The 22,852-nt window shown below is 57.2% G+C and carries 20 protein-coding genes and 1 other annotated feature; of the genes, 11 read left to right on the forward strand and 9 right to left on the reverse strand.

Features of this window, described 5'->3' with window-relative positions; all coding sequences use genetic code 11:
- The first annotated feature begins 21 nt into the window (after positions 1-21).
- From dnaX to ACOTX7_RS02360, 7 genes are all read left to right on the forward strand, one after another.
- Positions 22-1,950, forward strand: coding sequence for a DNA polymerase III subunit gamma/tau (gene dnaX, locus ACOTX7_RS02330; protein ID WP_032673624.1), 1,929 nt, complete (start codon positions 22-24; stop codon positions 1,948-1,950).
- Positions 1,280-1,344 (forward strand) — a sequence feature (DnaX frameshifting element). It overlaps the preceding gene by 65 nt.
- A 53-nt stretch (positions 1,951-2,003) precedes the next feature.
- Entirely contained in the window at positions 2,004-2,336 is a 333-nt protein-coding gene (locus tag ACOTX7_RS02335; RefSeq protein ID WP_003858972.1) for a YbaB/EbfC family nucleoid-associated protein, read from the forward strand.
- A complete protein-coding gene (gene recR / locus ACOTX7_RS02340; protein WP_006809843.1) occupies positions 2,336-2,941 on the forward strand; it encodes a recombination mediator RecR in 606 nt (201 codons plus the stop codon). The genes ACOTX7_RS02335 and recR overlap by 1 nt, the downstream gene beginning before the upstream one ends.
- A gap of 110 nt (positions 2,942-3,051) precedes the next feature.
- Entirely contained in the window at positions 3,052-4,926 is a 1,875-nt protein-coding gene (gene htpG / locus ACOTX7_RS02345) for a molecular chaperone HtpG (protein ID WP_006809842.1), read from the forward strand.
- A 196-nt stretch (positions 4,927-5,122) separates the two neighbouring features.
- Positions 5,123-5,767, forward strand: a complete 645-nt coding sequence (gene adk, locus ACOTX7_RS02350) for an adenylate kinase (RefSeq protein ID WP_006809841.1) — start codon at positions 5,123-5,125, stop codon at positions 5,765-5,767.
- Positions 5,768-5,891: 124 nt separating this feature from the next.
- Complete coding sequence (hemH, locus tag ACOTX7_RS02355) at positions 5,892-6,854, forward strand: ferrochelatase (RefSeq protein ID WP_205924309.1); 963 nt, start codon at positions 5,892-5,894, stop codon at positions 6,852-6,854.
- Positions 6,855-6,916: 62 nt separating this feature from the next.
- A complete protein-coding gene (locus ACOTX7_RS02360) occupies positions 6,917-8,221 on the forward strand; it encodes an inosine/guanosine kinase (protein WP_006809840.1) in 1,305 nt (434 codons plus the stop codon).
- A 106-nt stretch (positions 8,222-8,327) separates the two neighbouring features.
- Here the strand turns inward: ACOTX7_RS02360 and ybaL are convergent, their stop codons facing one another.
- Complete coding sequence (gene ybaL / locus ACOTX7_RS02365; RefSeq protein ID WP_000546191.1) at positions 8,328-10,004, reverse strand: YbaL family putative K(+) efflux transporter; 1,677 nt, start codon at positions 10,002-10,004, stop codon at positions 8,328-8,330.
- A 232-nt stretch (positions 10,005-10,236) separates the two neighbouring features.
- A complete protein-coding gene (locus ACOTX7_RS02370; RefSeq protein ID WP_006809839.1) occupies positions 10,237-11,457 on the reverse strand; it encodes an MFS transporter in 1,221 nt (406 codons plus the stop codon).
- A 164-nt stretch (positions 11,458-11,621) separates the two neighbouring features.
- Between ACOTX7_RS02370 and ushA the strand changes: the two genes are divergently transcribed.
- Positions 11,622-13,274, forward strand: coding sequence for a bifunctional UDP-sugar hydrolase/5'-nucleotidase UshA (gene ushA / locus ACOTX7_RS02375; RefSeq protein ID WP_047355316.1), 1,653 nt, complete (start codon positions 11,622-11,624; stop codon positions 13,272-13,274).
- Between the two features lie 122 nt (positions 13,275-13,396).
- Here ushA and ybaK read toward each other — a convergent pair whose 3' ends face one another.
- The 3 genes from ybaK to copA form a co-directional block, all read right to left on the reverse strand.
- The gene (gene ybaK, locus ACOTX7_RS02380) at positions 13,397-13,876 is read right to left on the reverse strand and encodes a Cys-tRNA(Pro)/Cys-tRNA(Cys) deacylase YbaK (protein ID WP_010428207.1); all 480 of its coding nucleotides are present in this window, start codon (positions 13,874-13,876) and stop codon (positions 13,397-13,399) included.
- 198 nt (positions 13,877-14,074) lie between these two features.
- Positions 14,075-14,869 (reverse strand): TraB/GumN family protein, encoded by a 795-nt coding sequence (locus ACOTX7_RS02385; protein ID WP_032673623.1) that lies wholly within the window; start codon positions 14,867-14,869, stop codon positions 14,075-14,077.
- A gap of 50 nt (positions 14,870-14,919) precedes the next feature.
- Complete coding sequence (copA, locus tag ACOTX7_RS02390) at positions 14,920-17,418, reverse strand: copper-exporting P-type ATPase CopA (RefSeq protein WP_221257002.1); 2,499 nt, start codon at positions 17,416-17,418, stop codon at positions 14,920-14,922.
- A gap of 108 nt (positions 17,419-17,526) precedes the next feature.
- On the opposite strand from copA, the gene cueR reads away from it, so the two are divergent.
- Positions 17,527-17,931 carry a Cu(I)-responsive transcriptional regulator gene (cueR, locus tag ACOTX7_RS02395; protein WP_006809835.1) on the forward strand — a complete coding sequence of 135 codons (405 nt, stop codon included), beginning with the start codon at positions 17,527-17,529 and terminating at the stop codon, positions 17,929-17,931.
- On the opposite strand, the gene ACOTX7_RS02400 is transcribed toward cueR, so the two are convergent.
- The 3 genes from ACOTX7_RS02400 to ACOTX7_RS02410 form a co-directional block, all read right to left on the reverse strand.
- Positions 17,928-18,386, reverse strand: coding sequence for an NfeD family protein (locus ACOTX7_RS02400; RefSeq protein WP_221257003.1), 459 nt, complete (start codon positions 18,384-18,386; stop codon positions 17,928-17,930). The genes cueR and ACOTX7_RS02400 overlap by 4 nt on opposite strands.
- Positions 18,383-19,297, reverse strand: coding sequence for an SPFH domain-containing protein (locus tag ACOTX7_RS02405; protein WP_003858941.1), 915 nt, complete (start codon positions 19,295-19,297; stop codon positions 18,383-18,385). The genes ACOTX7_RS02400 and ACOTX7_RS02405 overlap by 4 nt, the downstream gene beginning before the upstream one ends.
- Before the next feature lie 154 nt (positions 19,298-19,451).
- Positions 19,452-20,306, reverse strand: coding sequence for a hypothetical protein (locus ACOTX7_RS02410; RefSeq protein WP_205924307.1), 855 nt, complete (start codon positions 20,304-20,306; stop codon positions 19,452-19,454).
- 142 nt (positions 20,307-20,448) lie between these two features.
- Between ACOTX7_RS02410 and fetA the strand changes: the two genes are divergently transcribed.
- Entirely contained in the window at positions 20,449-21,120 is a 672-nt protein-coding gene (fetA, locus tag ACOTX7_RS02415) for an iron efflux ABC transporter ATP-binding subunit FetA (RefSeq protein ID WP_221257004.1), read from the forward strand.
- Entirely contained in the window at positions 21,113-21,895 is a 783-nt protein-coding gene (fetB, locus tag ACOTX7_RS02420) for an iron efflux ABC transporter permease subunit FetB (protein ID WP_205921323.1), read from the forward strand. The genes fetA and fetB overlap by 8 nt, the downstream gene beginning before the upstream one ends.
- A 51-nt stretch (positions 21,896-21,946) precedes the next feature.
- Here fetB and ACOTX7_RS02425 read toward each other — a convergent pair whose 3' ends face one another.
- Positions 21,947-22,801, reverse strand: a complete 855-nt coding sequence (locus ACOTX7_RS02425) for a co-chaperone YbbN (protein WP_006809830.1) — start codon at positions 22,799-22,801, stop codon at positions 21,947-21,949.
- Positions 22,802-22,852 lie beyond the last annotated feature (51 nt).

A 22,852-nucleotide genomic window follows, 5' to 3' on the forward strand; every position in this document is an offset into this window, starting at 1 on the left:
CCAGCGTTGCAGAGCCTGCCCATGAGTTATCAGGTGTTAGCCCGTAAATGGCGACCACAAACCTTTGCTGACGTTGTCGGTCAGGAACATGTGCTGACGGCCCTGGCGAACGGCTTGTCGCTAGGTCGCATCCATCACGCCTATCTTTTTTCCGGCACCCGCGGCGTCGGTAAGACCTCTATTGCCCGTCTGCTGGCAAAAGGTCTGAACTGCGAAACCGGGATCACCGCCACCCCGTGTGGCGTGTGTGACAACTGCCGGGAGATCGAGCAGGGGCGCTTTGTCGATCTGATCGAGATCGACGCCGCCTCGCGTACCAAAGTGGAAGACACCCGCGATCTGCTCGATAACGTGCAGTACGCCCCGGCGCGCGGACGCTTCAAGGTCTATCTGATCGATGAAGTGCACATGCTGTCGCGCCACAGCTTTAACGCCCTGCTGAAAACGCTGGAAGAGCCGCCCGCGCACGTTAAATTCCTGCTGGCGACTACCGATCCGCAAAAGCTGCCGGTCACGATCCTCTCGCGCTGCCTGCAATTCCATCTGAAGGCGCTGGACGTTGAGCAGATCCGCGCGCAGCTTGAGCATATCCTCGATGAAGAGCACATCGTCCACGAACCTCGCGCGCTGCAACTGCTGGCCCGTGCGGCGGACGGCAGCCTGCGCGATGCGCTCAGCCTGACCGATCAGGCCATTGCCAGCGGTGACGGTAAACTCTCCACCGAGGCGGTCAGCACCATGCTCGGCACGCTGGATGACGATCAGGCGCTGTCGCTTATCGAAGCGATGATTGCCGCCAACGGTGAGCGGGTGATGACGCTCGTCAACGACGCCGCCGCCCGTGGCATTGAGTGGGAAGCGCTACTGGTCGAGATGCTCAGCCTGCTGCACCGCGTGGCGATGCTGCAACTGTCTCCGTCGGCCATTGGCGCAGACATGGCGACCATTGAACCGCGGATGCGTGAACTTGCGCGCACCGTGCCGCCTGCTGACGTTCAGCTTTATTATCAAACGCTGCTGATTGGCCGCAAAGAGCTGCCGTTTGCACCGGATCGCCGGATGGGCGTTGAAATGACGCTGCTCCGCGCGCTGGCCTTCCATCCGCGCATGCCAATGCCGGAGCCGGAAGCGCCCCGGCAGTCCTTTGCGCCGGTCGCGCCAACCGCGGTCATGTCACCGCAGCAGGTGCCACCGCAACCGACACCGCCGCCGCAGCAAAATGTGCCGCTGTCGGATGCCACCAGTTCGGTGCTTGCCGCACGAAGCCAGTTGCAACGTGCGCAGGGAGCAACCAAACCAAAAAAGAGTGAACCGGCAGCGCCTGCAAGAGCGCGGCCGGTGAACAACGCCGCGCTTGAACGACTGGCCTCGGTAACGGAGCGCGTACAGTCGCGTCCGGCACCGTCCGCGCTCGAGCAAAAAGCCCCGGCGAAAGAAGAGGCATACCGCTGGAAGGCGACCACCGTTGTTGAAACGGTCAAGGAAGTGGTCGCCACGCCAAAAGCGCTGAAAAAGGCGCTGGAGCATGAAAAAACCCCGGAGTTGTCCGCGAAGCTCGCGGAAGAGTCCATCGAGCGCGACGCCTGGGCCGCTGAGGTCAGCAAACTGCACCTGCCGAAGCTGGTGGAGCAGGTCGCGCTGAACGCCTGGAAAGAGCAGGACGGTAATCAGGTGCGTCTGCATTTGCGCCCGGGCCAGCGGCACCTCAACTCCCCTGGCGCGCAAAAGGCGCTGGCCGAGGCGCTGAGCGCATTACAGGGTGTGCCGGTTGAATTGACTATCATTGAAGATGATAATCCGGCGGTGAAAACGCCGCTTGAGTGGCGACAGGCCATTTATGAAGAGAAGCTCGCGCAGGCGCGCGAGGCGATTATTGCGGATAACAACATCCAGACCCTGCGCCGGTTCTTCGACGCCGATCTGGATGAAGAGAGTATTCGCCCCATTTGATCGTGAGTCTGACTTACGGTTGTAATCCTTAACGTGAAAGAAGAGAGAAGCCTATGTTTGGTGGAAAAGGCGGTCTGGGTGGCCTGATGAAGCAGGCTCAGCAGATGCAGGAAAAAATGCAGAAGATGCAGGAAGAGATCGCTCAGCTGGAAGTCACGGGTGAATCCGGTGCCGGTCTGGTCAAGGTGACCATCAACGGTGCGCATAACTGCCGTCGCGTTGAAATTGACCCGAGCCTGCTCGAAGACGACAAAGAGATGCTGGAAGATCTGGTTGCAGCCGCGTTTAACGATGCCGCTCGCCGTATCGACGAAACCCAGAAAGAGAAAATGGCCTCTGTTTCCAGCGGTATGCAACTGCCGCCGGGCTTTAAGATGCCATTCTGATGCAAACCAGTCCGCTGCTCACGCAGTTAATGGAAGCACTGCGCTGCCTGCCGGGCGTTGGCCCGAAGTCGGCGCAGCGCATGGCGTTTACGCTATTGCAGCGCGACCGCAGCGGCGGGATGCGCCTGGCGCAGGCTCTGACCCGCGCCATGTCAGAAATTGGTCACTGTGCGGACTGCCGGACCTTTACCGAGCAGGACGTATGTAACATCTGCACGAACCCGCGTCGTCAGGAAAACGGTCAGATTTGCGTGGTGGAGAGTCCGGCGGACATCTACGCCATCGAACAAACCGGGCAGTTTTCCGGCCGCTATTTCGTGCTGATGGGGCATCTCTCCCCGCTGGACGGCATCGGCCCGGACGATATCGGTCTCGACCGCCTTGAACAGCGCCTGGAGTCCGAAACGATCAAAGAGGTGATCCTCGCCACCAACCCCACGGTGGAAGGGGAAGCAACCGCCAACTATATCGCCGAGCTGTGCGCGCAGTACGGCGTTGACGCCAGCCGCATCGCCCACGGCGTACCGGTCGGCGGTGAGCTGGAGATGGTCGACGGCACCACGCTGTCGCACTCTCTGGCCGGACGTCACAAGATTATTTTCTGACCAAACGGAGGCTGCGCGCGCGGCCTCCGCTTGAAAATCTCCCCCCTTATCCCCATCTCTCACTCAACGTTTTACAACCCCATTAAATGGCATTGTTGAGGTCGACTTAGATGAAAGGACAAGAAACCCGTGGTTTCCAGTCAGAAGTAAAACAGCTTCTGCACCTGATGATCCATTCCCTGTATTCCAACAAAGAAATTTTCCTGCGTGAGCTGATTTCCAACGCCTCCGATGCGGCGGACAAGCTGCGCTTCCGCGCGCTGTCTAACCCGGATCTGTATGAAGGCGACGGCGAACTGCGCGTGCGCGTCTCGTTCAATAAAGAGAATCGCACCCTGACCATCGCCGATAACGGCATCGGGATGAACCGTGACGAGGTGATCGACCACCTCGGGACCATCGCCAAATCCGGCACCAAAGCGTTCCTTGAGTCCATGGGCTCTGACCAGGCGAAAGACAGCCAGCTGATCGGCCAGTTCGGCGTGGGCTTCTACTCGGCGTTCATCGTGGCGGACAAAGTCACCGTGCGCACCCGCGCGGCGGGCGACAGCGCCGAGAACGGCGTGCTGTGGGAATCCAAAGGGGAAGGCGAGTACACCGTTGATGACATCACCAAAGCGGATCGCGGCACCGAAATCACCCTGCACCTGCGTGAAGGCGAAGATGACTTCCTGAACGACTGGCGCGTACGCTCCATCATCAGCAAATATTCCGACCACATCGCCTTGCCGGTAGAGATTGAAAAACAGGAAGAGAAAGACGGCGAAACCGTGGTTTCCTGGGAGAAAATCAACAAGGCGCAGGCGCTGTGGACGCGCAACAAAGCTGAAATTAAAGACGACGAGTACAACGAGTTTTACAAGCACATTGCCCACGACTTTACCGACCCGCTGACCTGGAGCCACAACCGTGTGGAAGGTAAGCAGGAGTACACCAGCCTGCTGTACATCCCGGCGCAGGCGCCATGGGACATGTGGAACCGCGATCACAAGCACGGTCTGAAGCTGTACGTGCAGCGCGTCTTCATCATGGACGACGCCGAGCAGTTCATGCCGAACTACCTGCGCTTTGTGCGTGGCCTGATTGATTCCAACGATCTGCCGCTGAACGTCTCCCGTGAAATCCTACAGGACAGCACCGTTACCCGTAACCTGCGTAACGCCCTGACCAAACGTGCGTTGCAGATGCTGGAAAAACTGGCGAAAGACGATGCGGAAAAATACCAAACCTTCTGGAAACAGTTCGGCCTGGTGCTGAAGGAAGGCCCGGCGGAAGACACCGCGAACGTTGAAACCATTGCTAAACTGCTGCGCTTCGCCTCCACGCACAACGACTCCTCCGCGCAGACCGTATCGCTGGAAGAGTACGTTTCCCGCATGAAAGAAGGGCAGGAGAAGATCTATTACATCACCGCCGACAGCTATGCGGCAGCGAAGAGCAGCCCGCATCTGGAACTGCTGCGTAAGAAAGGCATCGAAGTGCTGCTGCTGTCTGACCGCATCGACGAGTGGATGATGAACTACCTGACCGAGTTCGACGGTAAATCTTTCCAGTCTGTTGCCAAAGCTGACGAGTCTATCGATAAGCTGGCGGATGAAGTGGACGACAGCGCGAAAGAAGCCGAGAAGGCGCTGGAGCCGTTCGTTGAGCGCGTGAAAACCCTGCTGGGCGACCGCGTGAAAGAGGTGCGCTTCACGCACCGTCTGACCGATACGCCAGCCATTGTCACCACCGATGCGGACGAAATGAGCACCCAGATGGCGAAACTGTTCGCTGCGGCGGGCCAGGCCGTGCCGGAAGTGAAATATATCTTTGAGCTTAATCCGGATCATCCGCTGGTGAAACGCGCGGCGGATACCCAGGATGACGCCCGCTTTGCCGAGTGGGTTGAACTGCTGCTGGATCAGTCCCTGCTGGCCGAGCGCGGTACGCTGGAAGACCCTAACCTGTTCATTAAACGTGTGAATGCGCTGCTGCTGGCGTAATTCAACACGACCCCTCACCCTGGCCCTCTCCCCAAAGGGGAGAGGGTTAGGGTGAGGGGCAGTTGTCTGCACTCTCCCAAATTATCTGCCCTCATTAACCGTTTCAGCCTCCCCGCCTTCCTTGAGCGATACCCGTTCTGGTGGTATTGTTTAGCGCTTTTGAAAAATTGAATCGACATTTGAGGGGATTTTCGCAATGCGTATTATTCTGCTTGGCGCTCCGGGCGCGGGTAAGGGAACTCAGGCTCAGTTCATCATGGAGAAATACGGTATTCCGCAAATCTCTACTGGTGACATGCTGCGTGCCGCTGTTAAATCTGGCTCCGAGCTGGGCAAACAAGCTAAAGACATCATGGACGCAGGCAAGCTGGTAACCGACGAACTGGTTATCGCGCTGGTGAAAGAGCGCATTGCTCAGGAAGACTGCCGCAATGGTTTCCTGCTGGACGGCTTCCCACGCACCATTCCTCAGGCTGACGCCATGAAAGAAGCGGGCATCAACGTGGATTACGTGCTGGAGTTCGACGTACCGGACGAGCTGATCGTTGACCGTATCGTTGGTCGTCGCGTGCATGCTGCCTCTGGCCGCGTTTACCACATCAAATTCAACCCACCTAAGGTTGAAGGCAAAGACGACGTGACTGGCGAAGAGCTGACCACCCGTAAAGACGATCAGGAAGAGACCGTGCGTAAACGTCTGGTGGAATACCATCAGATGACCGCGCCGCTGATTGGCTACTACACCAAAGAAGCGCAGGCGGGTAACACCAAATACGCCAAAGTCGACGGTACCAAAGCCGTGGCTGACGTACGTGCAGAGCTGGAAAAAATCCTCGGCTAATTGCGCGCCTCTCACCCGGGCTTCCGGGTGAGAAATATTCTCATCTTACCTATTACAGCAATGGGTTTCGTTTAAACGCATTTCCGCTACAATTGACAACCTATCAAATGGTTAAGAGGCGTGAATGAGTCAGGCGAAAACCGGCATCCTGCTTGCCAATCTGGGCACTCCAGAAGCACCTACATCAGACGCGGTAAAACGCTACCTGCGACAATTTTTAAGCGACACGCGCGTCGTGGATACCCCGAGACTGCTGTGGTGGCCGCTGCTGCGTGGCGTCATTCTGCCGATTCGTTCTCCGCGCGTCGCTAAACTCTATCAGTCCGTGTGGATGGAAGAAGGCTCGCCGCTGATGGTGTACAGCCGCCGACAGGAAAAAGCGCTGGCCGCCCGCCTGCCGGAGATGCCCGTTGCGCTCGGCATGAGCTACGGCAAGCCGTCCCTGGCAAGCGCCGTCGACTCTCTGCTGGCGCAGGGCGTTGAGCACATTGTGGTGCTCGCCCTTTATCCGCAGTACTCCTGCTCCACGGTGGCTGCCGTCTGGGACGAACTGGCGCGTATTCTGGCGACCCGCCGCCGTATACCGGGCATTACCTTTATCCGCGACTACGCCGATAACGAGCTGTACATTCAGGCGCTCGCCAGCAGCGCGCGCGCGTCGTTTGAAAAACATGGCGAGCCGGATCTGCTGCTGCTCTCCTATCACGGTATTCCGCAGCGTTTCGCCAACGAAGGCGATGATTACCCCCAGCGCTGCCGCGATACCACTCGCGAGCTGGTCTCCGCCCTCGGCCTGCCGCCGGAGAAGGTGATGATGACCTTCCAGTCGCGCTTTGGCCGCGAGCCGTGGCTGACGCCGTACACCGATGAAACCCTCAAAATGCTGGGCGAGAAGGGCGTGAAGCACATTCAGGTGATGTCGCCGGGCTTCTCGGCGGACTGTCTGGAAACGCTGGAGGAGATCGCGGTGCAAAACCGGGAATTTTTCCTTGAGGCTGGCGGTGAAAAGTACGAGTACATTCCGGCGCTTAACGACTCCCCTGAACACATCGACATGATGGTGTCACTGGTCACCACCCGCCGCTGATCGCGTTACGGACCGGGTTTGTGCTACCATTCCCGGCCCGTATTCTTTGCACAGTTCAGACCATGAAATTTCCCGGTAAACGTAAGTCCAAACACTATTTCCCCGTCGATGCCCGCGACCCGCTGTTACAGCAAATTCAGCAGGAAAGCGAAACCAGCGCTGCCTGGGTGGTCGGTATCGATCAGACGCTGGTGGATATTGAAGCCAAAGTGGATGATGCGTTTGTCGCGCGTTACGGTCTGAGCGCCGGACACTCTCTGGTGATTGAGGATGACGTGGCCGAAGCGCTGTATCAGGAGCTGATGCGCGAAAATCTCATCACCCATCAGTTTGCTGGCGGCACCATCGGCAACACCATGCACAACTACTCTGTTCTGGCAGATGACCGCTCGGTCCTGCTTGGCGTGATGTGCAGCAATATCGAAATCGGTGGCTATGCCTACCGCTACCTGTGCAATACCTCCAGCCGCACCGATCTGAACTATCTGCAAGGCGTTGACGGACCGATTGGCCGCTGCTTTACGCTGATAAGCGATTCCGGCGAGCGTACCTTTGCCATCAGCCCCGGCCATATGAACAAGCTGCGCGCCGAAAGTATCCCGGAAGAGGTGATCGCGGGCGCGTCTGCGCTGGTATTGACCTCCTATCTGGTGCGCTGCAAGCCGGGCGAACCGATGCCGGACGCAACCATGAAGGCCATCGAGTACGCGAAGAAATACAACGTGCCTGTGGTCCTGACGCTGGGCACCAAATTCGTGATTGCCGACAACCCGACGTGGTGGCAGACCTTCCTGAAAGAACACGTTTCTATTCTGGCGATGAACGAAGAAGAAGCCGAAGCGCTGACCGGCGAAAGCGATCCGCTGCTGGCGTCTGATAAAGCGCTGGACTGGGTGGATCTGGTGCTCTGCACCGCCGGGCCGGTCGGACTGTACATGGCGGGCTTCACGGAAGAAGAGAGCAAGCGTAAAACCCAGCACCCTCTGCTGCCGGGCGCAATCGCCGAATTTAACCAGTATGAGTTCAGCCGCGCCATGCGTCATAAAGACTGCATCAACCCGCTGCGTATCTTCTCCCACATTGCGCCCTATATGGGCGGACCTGAGAAGATCATGAACACCAACGGCGCAGGCGATGGCGCGCTGGCGGCGCTGCTGCACGACATCACCGCCAACGCCTACCACAAAACCAACGTGCCGAATTCCAGCAAACATACCTTCAACTGGCTGACCTATTCCTCGCTGGCGCAGGTGTGTAAGTATGCGAACCGCGTGAGCTACCAGGTGCTGAACCAGCACTCTCCGCGCTTAACGCGGGGGCTGCCGGAACGGGAAGACAGCCTCGAAGAGGCGTATTGGGACAGATAAAAGAAAACCCCTCACCCTGACCCTCTCCCCATAGGGGAGAGGGAACTTGAACACCCTCTCCCCTATGGGGAGAGGGCCGGGGTGAGGGGGGATCAGACCGCACAAGCTAGCCCGTCACCGCCTCTTCAACCGGCGGCTTCGTCAGCATTGTCAGCATCGTATTCGCAATCTCGCGCTCGCCCATCACCACCTGATTCGCGCCGCGCTCGGTGATGTATTCCACCTCGTCGTCATAATGGGCACGGGCAATGATTTCGATATGCGGGCATTTTTCACGGGCGGTGGCCACAATCTCCCCGGCCTCGTAACCGTTCGGGATAGTGAGCAGCAGCCAGCGGGCGCAGTCCAGATGCGCCAGATTCATAATCTCTTCGTTAGCAGCGTTGCCCAGCACCGCACGGATGCCGCGCGCGCGAAGCTCGTCGACGCGGGTGCGGGAGGTTTCAATCACCACCAGAGGGATACCCTGCGCCATCAGCTTCTCACCCAGCAGGCTGCCGACGCGGCCAAAACCGACCAGCAGCGCATGGTTGCAGATATCCACCGGGATCTGCTTCTCATCTTCCGTTGCCTCTTCCAGCGTCTGCTCTTCGAGGGTTTCGGTCTTCTCGAGATATTTCTCCAGCAGGGCAAACAAGACCGGGTTTAGCATGATGGAGAGGATCGCCCCCGCCAGTACCAGATTTTGTCCCGCCTGTGGCAACAGGTTCAATGCCATGCCCAGACCGGCCAGAATAAAGGCGAACTCACCGATCTGCGCCAGGCTGGCGGCGATGGTCAACGCCGTGCGCGGCGAGTGACCGAACATCCTGACCAGGAAGAAGGCGGCAACGGACTTACCAAAGATAATGATGGCCAGCGTACCCAGCACGGCCAGCGGCTGCTGAACCAGAATCATCGGGTCAAACAGCATGCCGACGGAGACAAAGAACAGCACCGCGAACGCATCGCGCAGCGGCAGGGTATCGTGCGCGGCGCGATGGCTCAGCTCGGATTCATTCAGCACCATCCCGGCGAAGAATGCACCCAGCGCGAAGGAGACGTCGAACAGCTCGACGGCGCCAAAGGCAATGCCCAGCGCCAGCGCAAGGACCGAAAGGGTAAACAGTTCACGCGAGCCGGTGGCTGCGCTGCGGGACATGATCCACGGCACCAGACGGCGGCCTACCAGCATCATGATGGCGATAAACGCCACCACCTTACCGATGGTAATGCTCATATCCAGCGCCAGCGAGGCGAAGCCGATATTCTCTTTTTCCATCATTCCGGCGACGGCGGGCAGCAGCACCAGCGTCAACACCATCACCAGATCTTCTACAATCAGCCAGCCTATCGCGATCTGTCCGCGCTGGCTGTCTATCAGCTGTCTTTCCTCAAGCGCGCGTAGCAGCACCACGGTGCTGGCGGTTGAAAGACACAGCCCAAAAACGATACCGGTCATGATTGACCAGCCCAGCACCGCCGAAAGCGCCATGCCCAGCAGCGTCGCCACCCCTATCTGGGCAATCGCGCCGGGTATGGCGATCGACTTTACCGCCATCAAATCCTTCAGGGAGAAATGCAGTCCGACGCCAAACATCAGCAGGATCACGCCCAGTTCCGCCAGCTCCGGCGCCAGTTTGGTATCCGCGACAAAACCCGGCGTAAATGGCCCTGCCAGCACGCCCGCTATCAAATAGCCCACAAGAGGCGATATACGCAGTTTATTGGCAATCATGCCGAGGATAAAAGCGAGCACAAGTCCACCAACAATGGTGGTGATAAGCGGTGTGGCGTGGTGCATTCCGTCTCCTTTCGCGATGGGTGATCCATTTTTGGTGCAAATACCAAAAAGCCGATTAATAGTTTATGACAATTTTTACACGTATGTTTATGAATAATTGTTGAAATCAGAATAAAAGAGCAATGAGCGTGAAAAAGGGCAGGTTTAGCAAAGTTTGTGGGCAGGATGAAGGGGAAAGCCTTATGGCATCAGGTTATCCGGCTGCCAAAGTTTAACTTTGGCAGCCCTGAAACTACGCTTTATGACGATTGTCAGGCAGGAATATGGTCAACATCCCCAGAAGAGGCAGGAAAGCGCAGATTTTATAAACCAGGAAGATGCTGGTGTGGTCTGCAACCATCCCTAACACGGCCGCACCAAGGCCGCCCATGCCAAAGGCAAAACCGAAAAAGAGGCCGGAAACCATACCGATACGCCCCGGCAGCAGCTCCTGCGCGTAGACCAGGATGGCTGAGAATGCCGATGCCAGAATAAAACCAATAATCACCGTCAAAATCCCGGTCCACTCCAGCGTTGCGTACGGTAAAACCAGCGTAAACGGGGCAACGCCGAGGATAGAGCCCCAAATCACATATTTACGGCCAATCTTATCCCCGACAGGGCCGCCAATCACCGTGCCTGCCGCTACCGCAAACAGGAAGGCAAAGAGGTGGAACTGGGCGTTTTGTACCGATAATCCGAATTTTTGCATCAGATAGAAGGTGTAATAGCTGCTGATACTCGCCATATAGAAATATTTCGAAAAAATCAGCACCAGCAACACGCTAACGGCAAGGATCACTTTGTTGCGCGGAAGAGGATTGGCGATCTTCGCGACAGGCTTGCCCTTGTTCACGCGATGCTGCGCGGCATACCAGCGGCTGATTTGCGCCAGCACGACAATCGCCAGCAGCGCGGCCAGCACAAACCACGCCACGTTGCCTTTACCGTAGGGCGCGATAATCACCGCCGCCAGCAGAGGACCGAGAGAGCTACCAAAGTTCCCTCCCACCTGGAACAGAGACTGCGCCAGCCCGTGACGTCCGCCGGAGGCCATACGCGCCACGCGGGACGATTCCGGGTGGAATACCGATGAACCGGTTCCTACCAGCGCCGCGGCAACCAGCACCGCCTCAAAGCTGCCCGCCATGGCCAGCAGCACTAACCCGCTCAGGGTGAAGCACATGCCAATGGGCAGCGACCATGGCATCGGGTATTTATCTGTCCAGTAGCCCACCACCGGCTGTAGCAGTGAAGAGGCCAGCTGGAAGGTCAGGGTGATCATCCCGATCTGTACAAAGGTTAAAGAGAACTCCGACTGCAACAGCGGGTAGATCGCCAGAATCAGCGACTGGATCATGTCGTTGAGCAGATGAGAGAGACTGATTGCGCCTAATACTTTAAAGGAAGTGCGCGATTTCGGCGGCGACGCCGGAGCGCCCTGGACGGGCTGGGTTGATTCACTGATTGCCATAAATACCACGTCGATTTGTTATTAGAGATGCAGGGAGTAATTATTATCCGACTAACATACCCGTCCGTGACATTTGAAGAAAGTCGCAATTCTGAAAACTTATTTGTCTATTCTTGTGAGTCACTGTAATTTTTGCGTTTGTCTATGGGTCAGGGAGAGAGAAGATGAAGTTGATAAAGCGTGGCGTCGCGCTGGCGCTGATCGCCGCATGGGGGCTGACAAGCCTGCCTGCGCAGGCGTATGAAAAAGATAAAACCTATAAAATTACCATTCTGCACACTAACGATCATCACGGCCATTTCTGGCGCAGCGAATACGGTGAATATGGCCTGGCGGCGCAAAAAACGCTGGTGGACGGCATTCGTAAAGAGGTCGCGGCCCAGGGCGGCAGCGTCCTGTTGCTGTCGGGCGGGGATATTAATACCGGCGTACCGGAATCTGATTTGCAGGATGCCGAGCCTGATTTCCGCGGCATGAATTTAATTGGTTACGACGCAATGGCCGTCGGAAACCACGAATTTGATAACCCGCTGAGCGTGTTGCGCCAGCAGGAGAAGTGGTCCAAATTCCCGTTCCTTTCCGCCAATATTTATCAGAAAAGCACCGGCGAGCGCCTGTTTAAACCGTGGGCGCTGTTTAAGCGTCAGGATCTGAAGATCGCGGTTATCGGCTTAACCACCGACGATACGGCGAAAATTGGCAACCCTGAATTTTTCACCGACATCGAATTCCGTAAACCGGCAGACGAAGCGAAGCTGGTGATCCAGGAGTTACAACAGAACGAAAAGCCGGACGTGATTATCGCCACCACCCATATGGGGCACTACGATAACGGCGAGCACGGCTCCAATGCGCCGGGCGACGTGGAGATGGCGCGCAGCCTCCCGGCGGGTTCGCTGGCGATGATTGTGGGCGGTCACTCACAGGATCCGGTGTGCATGGCGTCGGAGAACAAAAAGCAGGTGGACTACGTGCCGGGCACGCCGTGCGCGCCGGACCGTCAGAACGGGATCTGGATTGTGCAGGCCCACGAATGGGGTAAATACGTGGGCCGCGCGGATTTCGAATTCCGTAACGGCGAAATGAAGCTGGTGCACTATCAGCTCATACCGGTCAACCTGAAGAAGAAAGTGACCTACCCGGACGGCAAAAGTGAGCGCGTGCTCTACACGCCTGAGATCGCTGAAAACCAGCAGATGCTCTCTTTGCTGACGCCGTTCCAGAGCAAAGGGAAAGCGCAGCTGGACGTGAAAATTGGCACGCTGAATGGTCGTCTGGAGGGGGACCGCAGCAAAGTCCGCTTCGTGCAGACCAACATGGGGCGTCTGGTGCTGGCCGCGCAAATGGCACGTACGAATGCGGATTTCGGCGTGATGAGCGGCGGCGGTATTCGTGATTCCATCGAAGGCGGCAACATCACCTATAAAGACGTGCTCAAAGTGCAGCCGTTTGGCAACGTGGTGGTGTATGCGGACATGAGCGGGAAAGAGGTCATTGACTACCTGACCGCCGTGGCGCAGATGAAGCCGGACTCCGGGGCGTATCCCCAGTTTGCTAACGTCAGCTTTGTGGCGAAAGATGGCAAGCTCAACGATCTCAAAATCAAAGGTGAGCCAGTGGATCCGGCGAAAACCTACCGTCTGGCAACGTTAAGCTTTAACGCCACCGGCGGCGACGGCTATCCGCATATCGATAACAAACCGGGCTATGTAAACACCGGGTTTATTGATGCGGAAGTGTTGAAGCAGTACATCGAGCAGAACTCGCCGATTGACGTGAACGCGTATGAGCCGAAGGGCGAGGTAAGCTGGCAGTAGTGTTGTGCGGCCTGATGCCCTCACCCCAACCCTCTCCCACCGGGAGAGGGCGCGAACACAAAAAACGGTAACGCCTGTTACCGTTTTGCTTTTACCTCGTAGCCGCCACCCGGCTTTTTCGTCTAATCCCGGCGCGCAATATCCGCAAATTTCGCGTCCAGCATTTTCGCCAGATCGCCTGCGGCCAGTTCGATATCCAGCCCGCGTTTGCCGCCAGAAATATAGATCGTCTCAAATTCCTGCGAAGGCGCATCGATCAGCGTGGGCAGGCGCTTTTTCTGCCCGAGCGGGCTGATCCCGCCGACCAGATAACCCGTTGTGCGTTGCGCAACCATCGGGTCTGCCATATCCACCTTTTTGGCCCCCAGCGCTTTGGCGACTTTCTTCAGATCAAGCTGTCCGGCGACGGGCGTTACCGCCACGGCGAGATGCTTCATATCGCCATTCACAGCGACCAGCAGCGTTTTGTAGACCTGGTCCGCATTCAGCCCCAGCTTGCGCACCACTTCATCACCAAAGTTGGTTTCGTTCGGATCGTGATCGTAAGTATGGATCCGGAAAGAAATTTTGTTTTTTTCGAGTAATTTAACGGCGGGAGTCATGGCTATCCTTCTTGCGACAGGCGATTCATGCCAGCAGCATACGCCTGACGTTTGTCTAAAAAATAGCACCATCTTGCGCAATAGTATTGGCAGTGATGGTTACTTTGAGCGACAATCGGCGTAGCCGAAGGTCACTTCGGTATAATAAAAACGATGAAATTCCTCTTTGACGGGCCAATAGAGATATTGGCCATTTTTTTATTTCAGCAGTGACGGCAAATTCCCTTCTCCGTACAAATGCAACGCGCCAACCGCGACCACGTAACGACCGGCAGGCAGGGCATACAGCGTCTCCCGCCACGCCTGGTTACGCGCATTCATCAGCACATCATACAACGATTCACTGAACGTCGACGGTAACGCCAGCTTACCGTCTGCGGGCGGCGCATCCAGCCACCAGCCAATCATCGTTTGCAGCAGACGCGCGTTGGTGTGCCAGTGGGTCAGGGTATCATCCAGCAGTATCAGGCCGTCATCGGGAAGCTGGCGAAGGAGCGCAATCTGGCTGTCCGTGCCTTCCAGTTCAATGACGGACAGGTTGCGCGCCCTTGCTGCATTCAGCAGTTGATAATCAATACCGTAATCACCGCGTAGCCCCAGGCGCTGCGCCTGTGTCGCCTGTAACACCATGGCAATTTGCCACAGGGGCAGGGTGTCGAGCATAGAGAGTGAGACGCCGGTTTCATCCGCAAGACGGGTAAGCTCAGCCAGCTGCGTCTCGTTAAGACGTTCAGCCAGAGGGCGATCGCTTTCCAGCCCGGCAAACGGCGATTCATGGCCGGAGATGTCGGCTTCGACGATCAGCGCGTCGGCGCGCTTCAGCAGTTTGATCAGGCCGGAGGGCAGGGGGGACATATCCTGCGTGCCCATATGAATGCTTCCCACCAGGTGCAGATGCTGCCCGCCCGGAAGCGAAATATCCATACCGGGCCAGGAATAACGGCGGGGGAAAAGGGCGCGAAACGATGCTTTTATACGGCTAAACAGACTCATACGCGCTCCATAAACGGAAAGGTTCATGCTAGCGCGTACGGGTACAAGGTTCAATCCTTCGGTTTAAACCGCAGCAGACGGTTGGCGTTGCTCACCACGGTAATTGACGAGAGCGCCATCGCCGCACCCGCGACAACCGGGTTCAGCAGGGTGCCGGTCAGCGGCCATAAAATCCCGGCGGCAATCGGAATCCCGAGTGAGTTATAGACGAACGCCCCCAGCAGGTTCTGCTTCATGTTGCGCAACGTGGCTTTCGAAATCGCCAGCGCATCCGCCACACCCATCAGGCTGTGACGCATCAGGGTGATCGCAGCGGTTTCAATGGCGACATCGCTCCCGCCACCCATTGCAATGCCTACGTCAGCCTGCGCCAGCGCCGGGGCGTCGTTGATGCCATCGCCCACCATCGCCACCTGACGACCCTGACTTTGCAGGTTCTTGATGGCGTCCGCTTTGCCGTCCGGCAGCACGCCCGCGATCACCTCATCAATACCGGCTTCTTTCGCAATGGCGTTGGCGGTGGTCGGGTTGTCCCCGGTCAGCATCACCAGACGATAGCCCGCGCGGTGCAGGCGCTGTAAGGCATCCACGCTGTCCTGACGTAACGGATCGCGCACGGCCAGCAGCGCCGCCACCTGACCATCCCTCGCCAGCAGAACCGGCGTCGCGCCCTGAGCGGCCTGCGCGTGCAGCTCAGCGTCCAGCGCGGACGTATCAACCCCGTTTTCATTTAGCAGTGCCTGGTTACCCAGCAGCAGCGTATGCCCTTCGGCTTCACCGCTGACCCCTAAACCGCGCAGGGTACGGAAGTTGCTGACCTGCGGCAGGCGGGCATCACCGGCTTTCTCAAGGATGGCGCGCGCCAGCGGGTGGCTGGAGCCTTGCTCCAGCGCGGCGGCAAGGCGCAGGGCATCCGATTCCGTACAGCCAGCGGTAGTAACGGCCACCACCTGCGGTTTGCCCTCGGTGAGCGTGCCGGTTTTATCAAAGACGAGGGTGTCCAGCGTGCTTGCCCGTTGCAGGGCGTCAGCATCACGGACCAGAACGCCAAATTCGGCGGCGCGTCCGACGCCAGAGATAATCGACATCGGCGTGGCCAGACCAAGGGCACAAGGGCAGGCGATGATCAGCACCGTGGTGGCGATCACCAGAGTGTAGACAATCTGCGGCGCCGGGCCGAAGACATACCAGATTGCCGCGCTCAGCAGGGCAATACCGACCACCACCGGCACAAAAATGGCGGAGATTTTATCGGCAAGCTGACCGATTTCCGGCTTGCTGCTCTGGGCCTGGCGCACCATGCGAATAATGCGCGAAAGGGTGGTATGGCTACCGACAGCGCTGGCGCGGAACAGCACGCTGCCGTCCTGCACCACCGTACCGGCATGAACGGCATCGCCCTGTGATTTTTGCTGGGGGATCGGCTCCCCGGTCAGCATGGCTTCATCCAGCCAGGCGTCGCCCTGGGTGATTTCACCGTCGACGGGCACGCGGTCGCCGGTGGTCAGGCGCAGCGTCATACCCGGTTGTACCTCTGAGAGCGGAACGCTTTTCTCCCCGTCGTCCGTCACCACGCGGGCCGTCGGCGGGGTTAAATCGAGTAATCGTTCCAGTGCTTTCGACGAGCGCTGACGCGCGCGGGCTTCGAGCATATGGCCTAAGTTGATCAGACCGATAATCATCGCACTCGCTTCATAATAAAGATGGCGTGCCTCCATCGGGAACCACTGCGGCCAGACGTTAACGCTCATCGAATACAGCCACGCGGCGCCTGTCCCGAGCGCGACCAGCGTATCCATCGTCGCCGTGCGGTTTTTCAGGCTCTTCCAGGCGCTGGTGTAGAAGTGCCCGCCAGCGAACACCATGACTGCAAGGGTAATCAGACCAATCACCAGCCACAGGGTGCGGTTGTCTGCGGTGACCATCATGTTGTCACCCATCATGCCCCACACCATCACCGGAATACCGGCCAGCAGGGCGACGATCGCCTGCCAGCGGAAGCGCTTCATGGTGGCGATGGCCGTTTCCTGCTGGCGTTCACGGCGCTCGGCATCATCTTCGATGGCCTCCGCCCCGTAGCCCGCTTTCTCCACGGCCTGCACTAAATCTGCGGCAGAGGCACTGCCCATCACCAGCGCAGTGCGCTCCGCCAGGTTTACCCGTGCCTGCGCGACGCCCGGTACTGCCTGTAAGGCGTTTTGTACCCGTGAGACGCAGCTGGCGCAGCTCATGCCGTTGATCAGCAGCTGTTGGCTGTCATCAAGATCATCTGCTACCGGAAGCTCAGGAGTGGCCGCTGTCAGTGCTTCCGACGGGGATGATGACTCTGCCAGCGGTTTAGCCTTTGGGTGGCTTAACTCCGCCCCGTAACCGGCCTGTTTAATGGTATCAATCAGCGCCTCGGCGCTGGCGCTGCCGACTACGGCGGCATGATCGATCGTCACGTCAGCGCTTTCCACGTCAGGGCGCTGTTCCAGGCTTTCTTTAACGCGTTTGACACAGTGGCCGCAGGAGAGGCCGTCCAGTGTCAGGTCGATAGTGTGAGACATAACAAAACTCCCGTATAATGTTCTGGTCAATTGTTGACCTTCACTCTGCTTTTCGCTAACTGTTATGAAGGTTAAACCTTCCATCAAGGGGAAGGTCAAGGGGGAAATGTGAATATCAGCGATGTTGCGAAAAAAACCGGCTTAACCAGCAAAGCGATTCGCTTTTATGAGGAAAAAGGGCTGGTGACGCCACCGTTGCGCAGTGAGAATGGCTACCGCAGCTATACGCAGCTGCATCTTGATGAACTGACGTTACTGCGTCAGGCAAGACAGGTTGGATTTAACCTGGAAGAGTGCGGCGAGCTGGTAAACCTGTTTAACGATCCGAAGCGCCACAGCGCCGACGTGAAAAAACGTACGCTGGAAAAAGTGGCGGAGATCGAACGCCATATTATCGAATTACAGGCGATGCGTGAGCAGTTGCTACAGCTGGCGGAATCCTGCCCGGGAGATGACAGCGCCGACTGCCCGATTATCGACAATCTTTCCGGCTGCTGTCATCGCAAGGCTTAAGCCTGGCAGGATTTCACCCGCAGGGTAATGCCTTCCACCGCAATGACCTCAACCCGCGTGCCGGCGCTGAGGTCGTCATCGGCCACCACCGGCCACGAACTGTCGCCCACGCGCATATGACCGCGTCCGTTGATCAGCGCGTTATCAAGCGTAAAACGTTGACCCACGATCTGCTGCCCACGCTGGTTGAGATGTGCGTCGACGGGCTTCTGCGCCTGAACCCGTTTGTTCAGCCAGCGCCACCACAGCCAGGCGGCCACCAGCGTGAGTACGGCAAACAGCGCACCCTGCCACTCCCAGCCGACAGGCAGCAGCCAGACGACCAGCCCGGTGATCACCGCGGCCACACCGCTCCACAGCAGATAACCGTTGCCGCCAAGCATCTCGGCGGCCAGCAGCAAGCCGCCAAGGCTTAGCCAGAACGCATGAGGATGTGCAACGATGAGTTCAATCATTTTTTACGCTCGTTTCCGCCGTCTTTAATCAGTTCGGCAATCCCGGCGATAGATCCCATCAGGCTGCTGGCATCCAGCGGCATCATCACCACTTTGCTGTTGTTCGCAGAGCCGATCTCCTTCAGCGCATCGGTATATTTTTGCGCGACGAAGTAGTTCACGGCCTGGATATCCCCGGCGGCAATCGCCTCGGAGACCATCTGCGTTGCGCGGGCTTCCGCTTCCGCTGAACGTTCACGCGCTTCCGCCTGGAGGAAGGCAGACTGACGATCGCCCTCGGCTTTCAGGATCTGCGACTGTTTTTCCCCTTCCGCTTTCAGGATCTCGGCCTGCCGCACCCCTTCGGCTTCAAGAATATAGGCGCGCTTGGTACGCTCGGCCTTCATCTGGGCGTTCATGGAGGCGATCAGCTCTGCCGGTGGGCGCACGTCGCGGATCTCAATGCGGGTCACTTTGATCCCCCACGGATTGGTGGCTTCATCCACAATGTGCAGCAGGCGGGTATTGATGCTGTCGCGCTGGGAGAGCATTTCGTCCAGTTCCATCGAGCCGAGCACGGTACGGATGTTGGTCATGGTCAGGTTGACGATCGCCAGCTCCAGGTTGCTCACCTCATAGGCCGCTTTCGGCGCATCAATCACCTGAATAAAACACACCGCATCGATGGTGACGTTGGCGTTATCCTTGGAGATGACTTCCTGGGAAGGGATATCCAGTACCTGCTCCATCATGTTGATCTTACGCCCAATTCTGTCCATGAACGGGACGATCAGGCTTAAACCAGGCTGAAGCGTATTGGTGTAGCGACCGAAACGTTCGACGGTCCACTGGTAACCCTGCGGGACAATTTTGACGCCTGCGCCCACGATAACCAGCGCAACGAAAATAAGGACAGGGACAACGATGAGCATAAAAACCTCCTGTTTTGCATGCCGTAACGAGAAAAATTGCGTATTTGTTGAACGTAAGTATATCGGCTAACGAACGGCTTTTCGCCCCTGTAAAGAGGTGGGAACCGGACTTGTAGAAATAAAACGCCCCGTTCGGGATGCGGGGCGCAAAGCGTTACGCTTCAGACCAGGTATAGCTGAAGTCGGTGATAAACCCATCCCCGGCGTCAGCGATGGCTTTCGATAAGCCCTGATAGTATTTTTCCAGGCCGATGGCCTCTATCTGCTGGATCTGCTCGCGGATGGGGGCGCAGAACAGCACTGCATTGCCCGCCCCGACACGTTTGTTGTTCGGCGGCAGATCGCCGGTAATCGCTTTAAACCAGGTTCTGATCCCTTGCTTTAAGCTGTGCGGCGCTTTTGTCAGATCCTCCTGGCCGGTCAGCACCTGTAGGGTAGGGAATTCATTTGCATAGACGGCGGTTTTCATGCGCGCAAAGAACGCGGTAAATAGCTCAAAAGAGCCGAGATCCGTGACGCGCGGCTTGGTGGTTTTCCCGTTTTTATTGCCCATTTTTCCGGCAGGCGCTGTTGGTGCCGGAACCACATTGACCTTATGCAGATCCAGACCAAACAGCAGATTACAGTGCGCCCGGCGCTCTTTGAGCGGATAGGACATCAGCACGTCAATAAACGTCGTCGCCTTCACATCGGCCAGGTCATGGTTAATCAGCCATTGCGAGCGGGCAAATTCCGCAGGAGAAACGAACCAGTCCGGCACCTCGGTAAAGCGTCTCGATTTACCCTTGCCGTCAAATTCAAGAAAGTAAGCCCCGTCATCGAAAGCAAAATAGCAGTTTTTAAAGCTACCGATCGTGGTGTTAACGATGAGCGCCTTCTTAACAAAATCGACCACCTCAGCACCCATGACAAAACGCGTGAGTTCTGAAGAATTGATGACTTCCATTAATGTTTCCACATCAGGAACACCTGGCTTCAGGGAAGAGAACTCATAAAAGATATGTGTCATGTTGCTGACTTCCTGTAGTTATAGAGGTGACAATTAGCGAACAAAAAGTTTAACACTTGCTATAGATTAAGGCTATTCGCGCTGTATACCGGAAAGGATTATGCTAAAGGCTGTTCTTATTACAGCGCTTAACGGAATCGGAATGAATAATAAAAAAAATCTTCTGGGTATCAGGGATGTTGGCTTTCGCGTGGGTGACACTACCCTGCTTCAGCATGTCGATTTTTGTCTGTCGCCGGGCGAATTTAAACTGATTACCGGCCCCTCCGGGTGCGGCAAAAGCACACTCCTGAAAATCGTGGCCTCGTTACTCAGCCCGACGGAAGGAACCATTCTGTTTGAAGGGAAAGATATCGCCACGCTTTCACCGGAAAGCTATCGCCAGCAGGTGTCATACTGCGTGCAAACGCCGTCCCTGTTTGGTGACACGGTGTACGACAATCTGGTGTTCCCCTGGGACATTCGCAACCAAACGCCTGAACCGAAAAAGTTTGCCGACGATTTGGCCCGGTTTGGGCTTTCGCCGGAAACGCTGACCAAATCGATCGCCGACCTGTCAGGCGGGGAAAAGCAGCGCGTCTCGCTGATCCGTAACCTGCAATTCCTGCCGAAGGCGCTGTTGCTGGACGAGATCACCAGCGCGCTGGATGACGCTAACAAACGCAACGTCAATGACATTATCCATCGCTACGCCCGGGAGCAGAATATTGCCGTGCTGTGGGTGACGCATGATTCAAACGAAATTACCCATGCGGATGACGTCATCACGCTCAGGCCGCAGGGCGGGAAAATGCAGGAGGCTCACCGTGGGTGAACATAATATAACCAACGAATCGCTGGCGCTGTCGATGGTACTGGTACTGGTGGCGATTGTGGTCAGCTACCGGGAAAAGCTGGGGCTGGAAAAAGACATTTTGTGGAGTATCGCCCGCGCGGTCATTCAGCTCATCATCGTCGGCTATGTGCTGAAATACATCTTCAACGTCAATCATGCCGTGCTGACCCTGTTGATGGTGCTGTTTATCTGCTTTAACGCGGCGTGGAATGCGCAGAAGCGCAGTAAATACATCGATAAAGCGTTCATTTCATCGTTTATCGCCATCGCCACCGGAACCGCGTTAACGCTGGCGGTGCTGGTGCTCTCCGGCTCGATTGAGTTTACGCCGATGCAGGTGATCCCCATTTCCGGGATGATTGCGGGCAATGCGATGGTGGCGGTCGGGTTGTGCTACAACAATCTGGGGCAACGCTTCAGCAGTGAACAGCAGCAGCTTCAGGAGAAGCTAAGCCTGGGTGCGACGCCTAAGGTGGCCTCGGCGCGGTTGATCCGCGACAGCATTCGTTCTTCGCTGATCCCAACGGTGGATTCCGCCAAAACGGTGGGGCTGGTCAGTTTACCGGGAATGATGTCGGGGCTGATTTTTGCCGGTATCGATCCGGTAAAAGCCATTAAGTACCAGATTATGGTGACGTTTATGCTGCTCTCTACGGCGAGTCTGTCGACGATTATTGCCTGCTACCTGACCTATCGGAAGTTTTACAACGCGCGCCACCAGCTGGTGGTGACGCAGTTGAAAAAGACGGGGTAATATCGGTTTTTCCAGGCCCGGTAAGCGTTAGCGCCACCGGGCATTTTTGGGTTAGTAGAGCAACGCGTACAGCTGACGACGATACTTCGACGCCAGCGCATCACCGGTACCGAGCGCGGCGAGGATCTCCTGGAACATCTTCCGCGCCTGACCGTCTGCGGCGCCCAGGTCTTTCTGAAGATGGCTAAACAGCAGTTCCAGTGCCTCTTCGTTACGCCCCACCTGATGAAGCTGAAGCGCCAGCTGGCTTGCCAGCGCGGCATCCGCCGGGTTGTCCGCAACCTGCTGCTGAAGCTGCTGAATTTCAGGGGTATCCGCCGCCTGTTTCAGCAGGTCAATCTGCGCCACCAGCCCCTGATAACGGGTATCCTGATCCTGCATCGGCACCGTTTTCAGCACGGCTTCCGCGTCTTCGGGGCGGTGCAGGGCAATCTGGGTCTCTGCCAGCAGCAGACCAATCTGGCTGTTCTGGTTCGACAGCTGCCACGCGTCTTTTAACAGCGGCAGCGCCTCGTCGTACTTGCCTTCCTGCATCAGCGCCATGGCTTCCTGCGCTTTCAGCTCTTCTTCGCGCGGCAGGACTTTATCCAGCAGGGCGCGGATCGCCTCTTCCGGCTGCGGCCCCTGGAAGCCATCGACCGGCTGACCGTTCTGGAACAGGTAGACGGTTGGGATCGCACGCAGGCCAAACTGGGACGCGACCATCGGTTCGGCGTCACAATCCAGTTTCGCCAGAATGAACTGACCGTTGTACTGCGCGGCAAGGCTTTCCAGGACCGGCGTCAGTTGCAGACAGTGTTGGCTGCGTTCAGACCAGAAGTAGAACAGCACCGGTTTGGTCATCGACTGTTCAAGCGTCTGTTGCAGGTTAGCTTCAGTTATGTTGACGATATTCTGTACGGACATGCGGCATTCTCTTTTATCGGTTTACTCTTTACATGGGGGTAAGCGTCGTCG

Source organism: Enterobacter cloacae complex sp. IR5418 (assembly GCF_049238105.1).
In the GTDB taxonomy this organism is placed as follows: Bacteria; Pseudomonadota; Gammaproteobacteria; order Enterobacterales; family Enterobacteriaceae; genus Enterobacter; species Enterobacter hormaechei.

Coding starts and splice junctions, on each gene's coding strand:
- dnaX (WP_032673624.1), top strand. CDS start 22: ATGAGTTATCAGGTGTTAGCCCGTAAATGGCGACCACAAACCTTTGCT.
- ACOTX7_RS02335 (WP_003858972.1), top strand. CDS start 2,004: ATGTTTGGTGGAAAAGGCGGTCTGGGTGGCCTGATGAAGCAGGCTCAG.
- recR (WP_006809843.1), top strand. CDS start 2,336: ATGCAAACCAGTCCGCTGCTCACGCAGTTAATGGAAGCACTGCGCTGC.
- htpG (WP_006809842.1), top strand. CDS start 3,052: ATGAAAGGACAAGAAACCCGTGGTTTCCAGTCAGAAGTAAAACAGCTT.
- adk (WP_006809841.1), top strand. CDS start 5,123: ATGCGTATTATTCTGCTTGGCGCTCCGGGCGCGGGTAAGGGAACTCAG.
- hemH (WP_205924309.1), top strand. CDS start 5,892: ATGAGTCAGGCGAAAACCGGCATCCTGCTTGCCAATCTGGGCACTCCA.
- ACOTX7_RS02360 (WP_006809840.1), top strand. CDS start 6,917: ATGAAATTTCCCGGTAAACGTAAGTCCAAACACTATTTCCCCGTCGAT.
- ybaL (WP_000546191.1), bottom strand. CDS start 10,004: ATGCACCACGCCACACCGCTTATCACCACCATTGTTGGTGGACTTGTG.
- ACOTX7_RS02370 (WP_006809839.1), bottom strand. CDS start 11,457: ATGGCAATCAGTGAATCAACCCAGCCCGTCCAGGGCGCTCCGGCGTCG.
- ushA (WP_047355316.1), top strand. CDS start 11,622: ATGAAGTTGATAAAGCGTGGCGTCGCGCTGGCGCTGATCGCCGCATGG.
- ybaK (WP_010428207.1), bottom strand. CDS start 13,876: ATGACTCCCGCCGTTAAATTACTCGAAAAAAACAAAATTTCTTTCCGG.
- ACOTX7_RS02385 (WP_032673623.1), bottom strand. CDS start 14,869: ATGAGTCTGTTTAGCCGTATAAAAGCATCGTTTCGCGCCCTTTTCCCC.
- copA (WP_221257002.1), bottom strand. CDS start 17,418: ATGTCTCACACTATCGACCTGACACTGGACGGCCTCTCCTGCGGCCAC.
- ACOTX7_RS02400 (WP_221257003.1), bottom strand. CDS start 18,386: ATGATTGAACTCATCGTTGCACATCCTCATGCGTTCTGGCTAAGCCTT.
- ACOTX7_RS02405 (WP_003858941.1), bottom strand. CDS start 19,297: ATGCTCATCGTTGTCCCTGTCCTTATTTTCGTTGCGCTGGTTATCGTG.
- ACOTX7_RS02410 (WP_205924307.1), bottom strand. CDS start 20,306: ATGACACATATCTTTTATGAGTTCTCTTCCCTGAAGCCAGGTGTTCCT.
- fetA (WP_221257004.1), top strand. CDS start 20,449: ATGAATAATAAAAAAAATCTTCTGGGTATCAGGGATGTTGGCTTTCGC.
- ACOTX7_RS02425 (WP_006809830.1), bottom strand. CDS start 22,801: ATGTCCGTACAGAATATCGTCAACATAACTGAAGCTAACCTGCAACAG.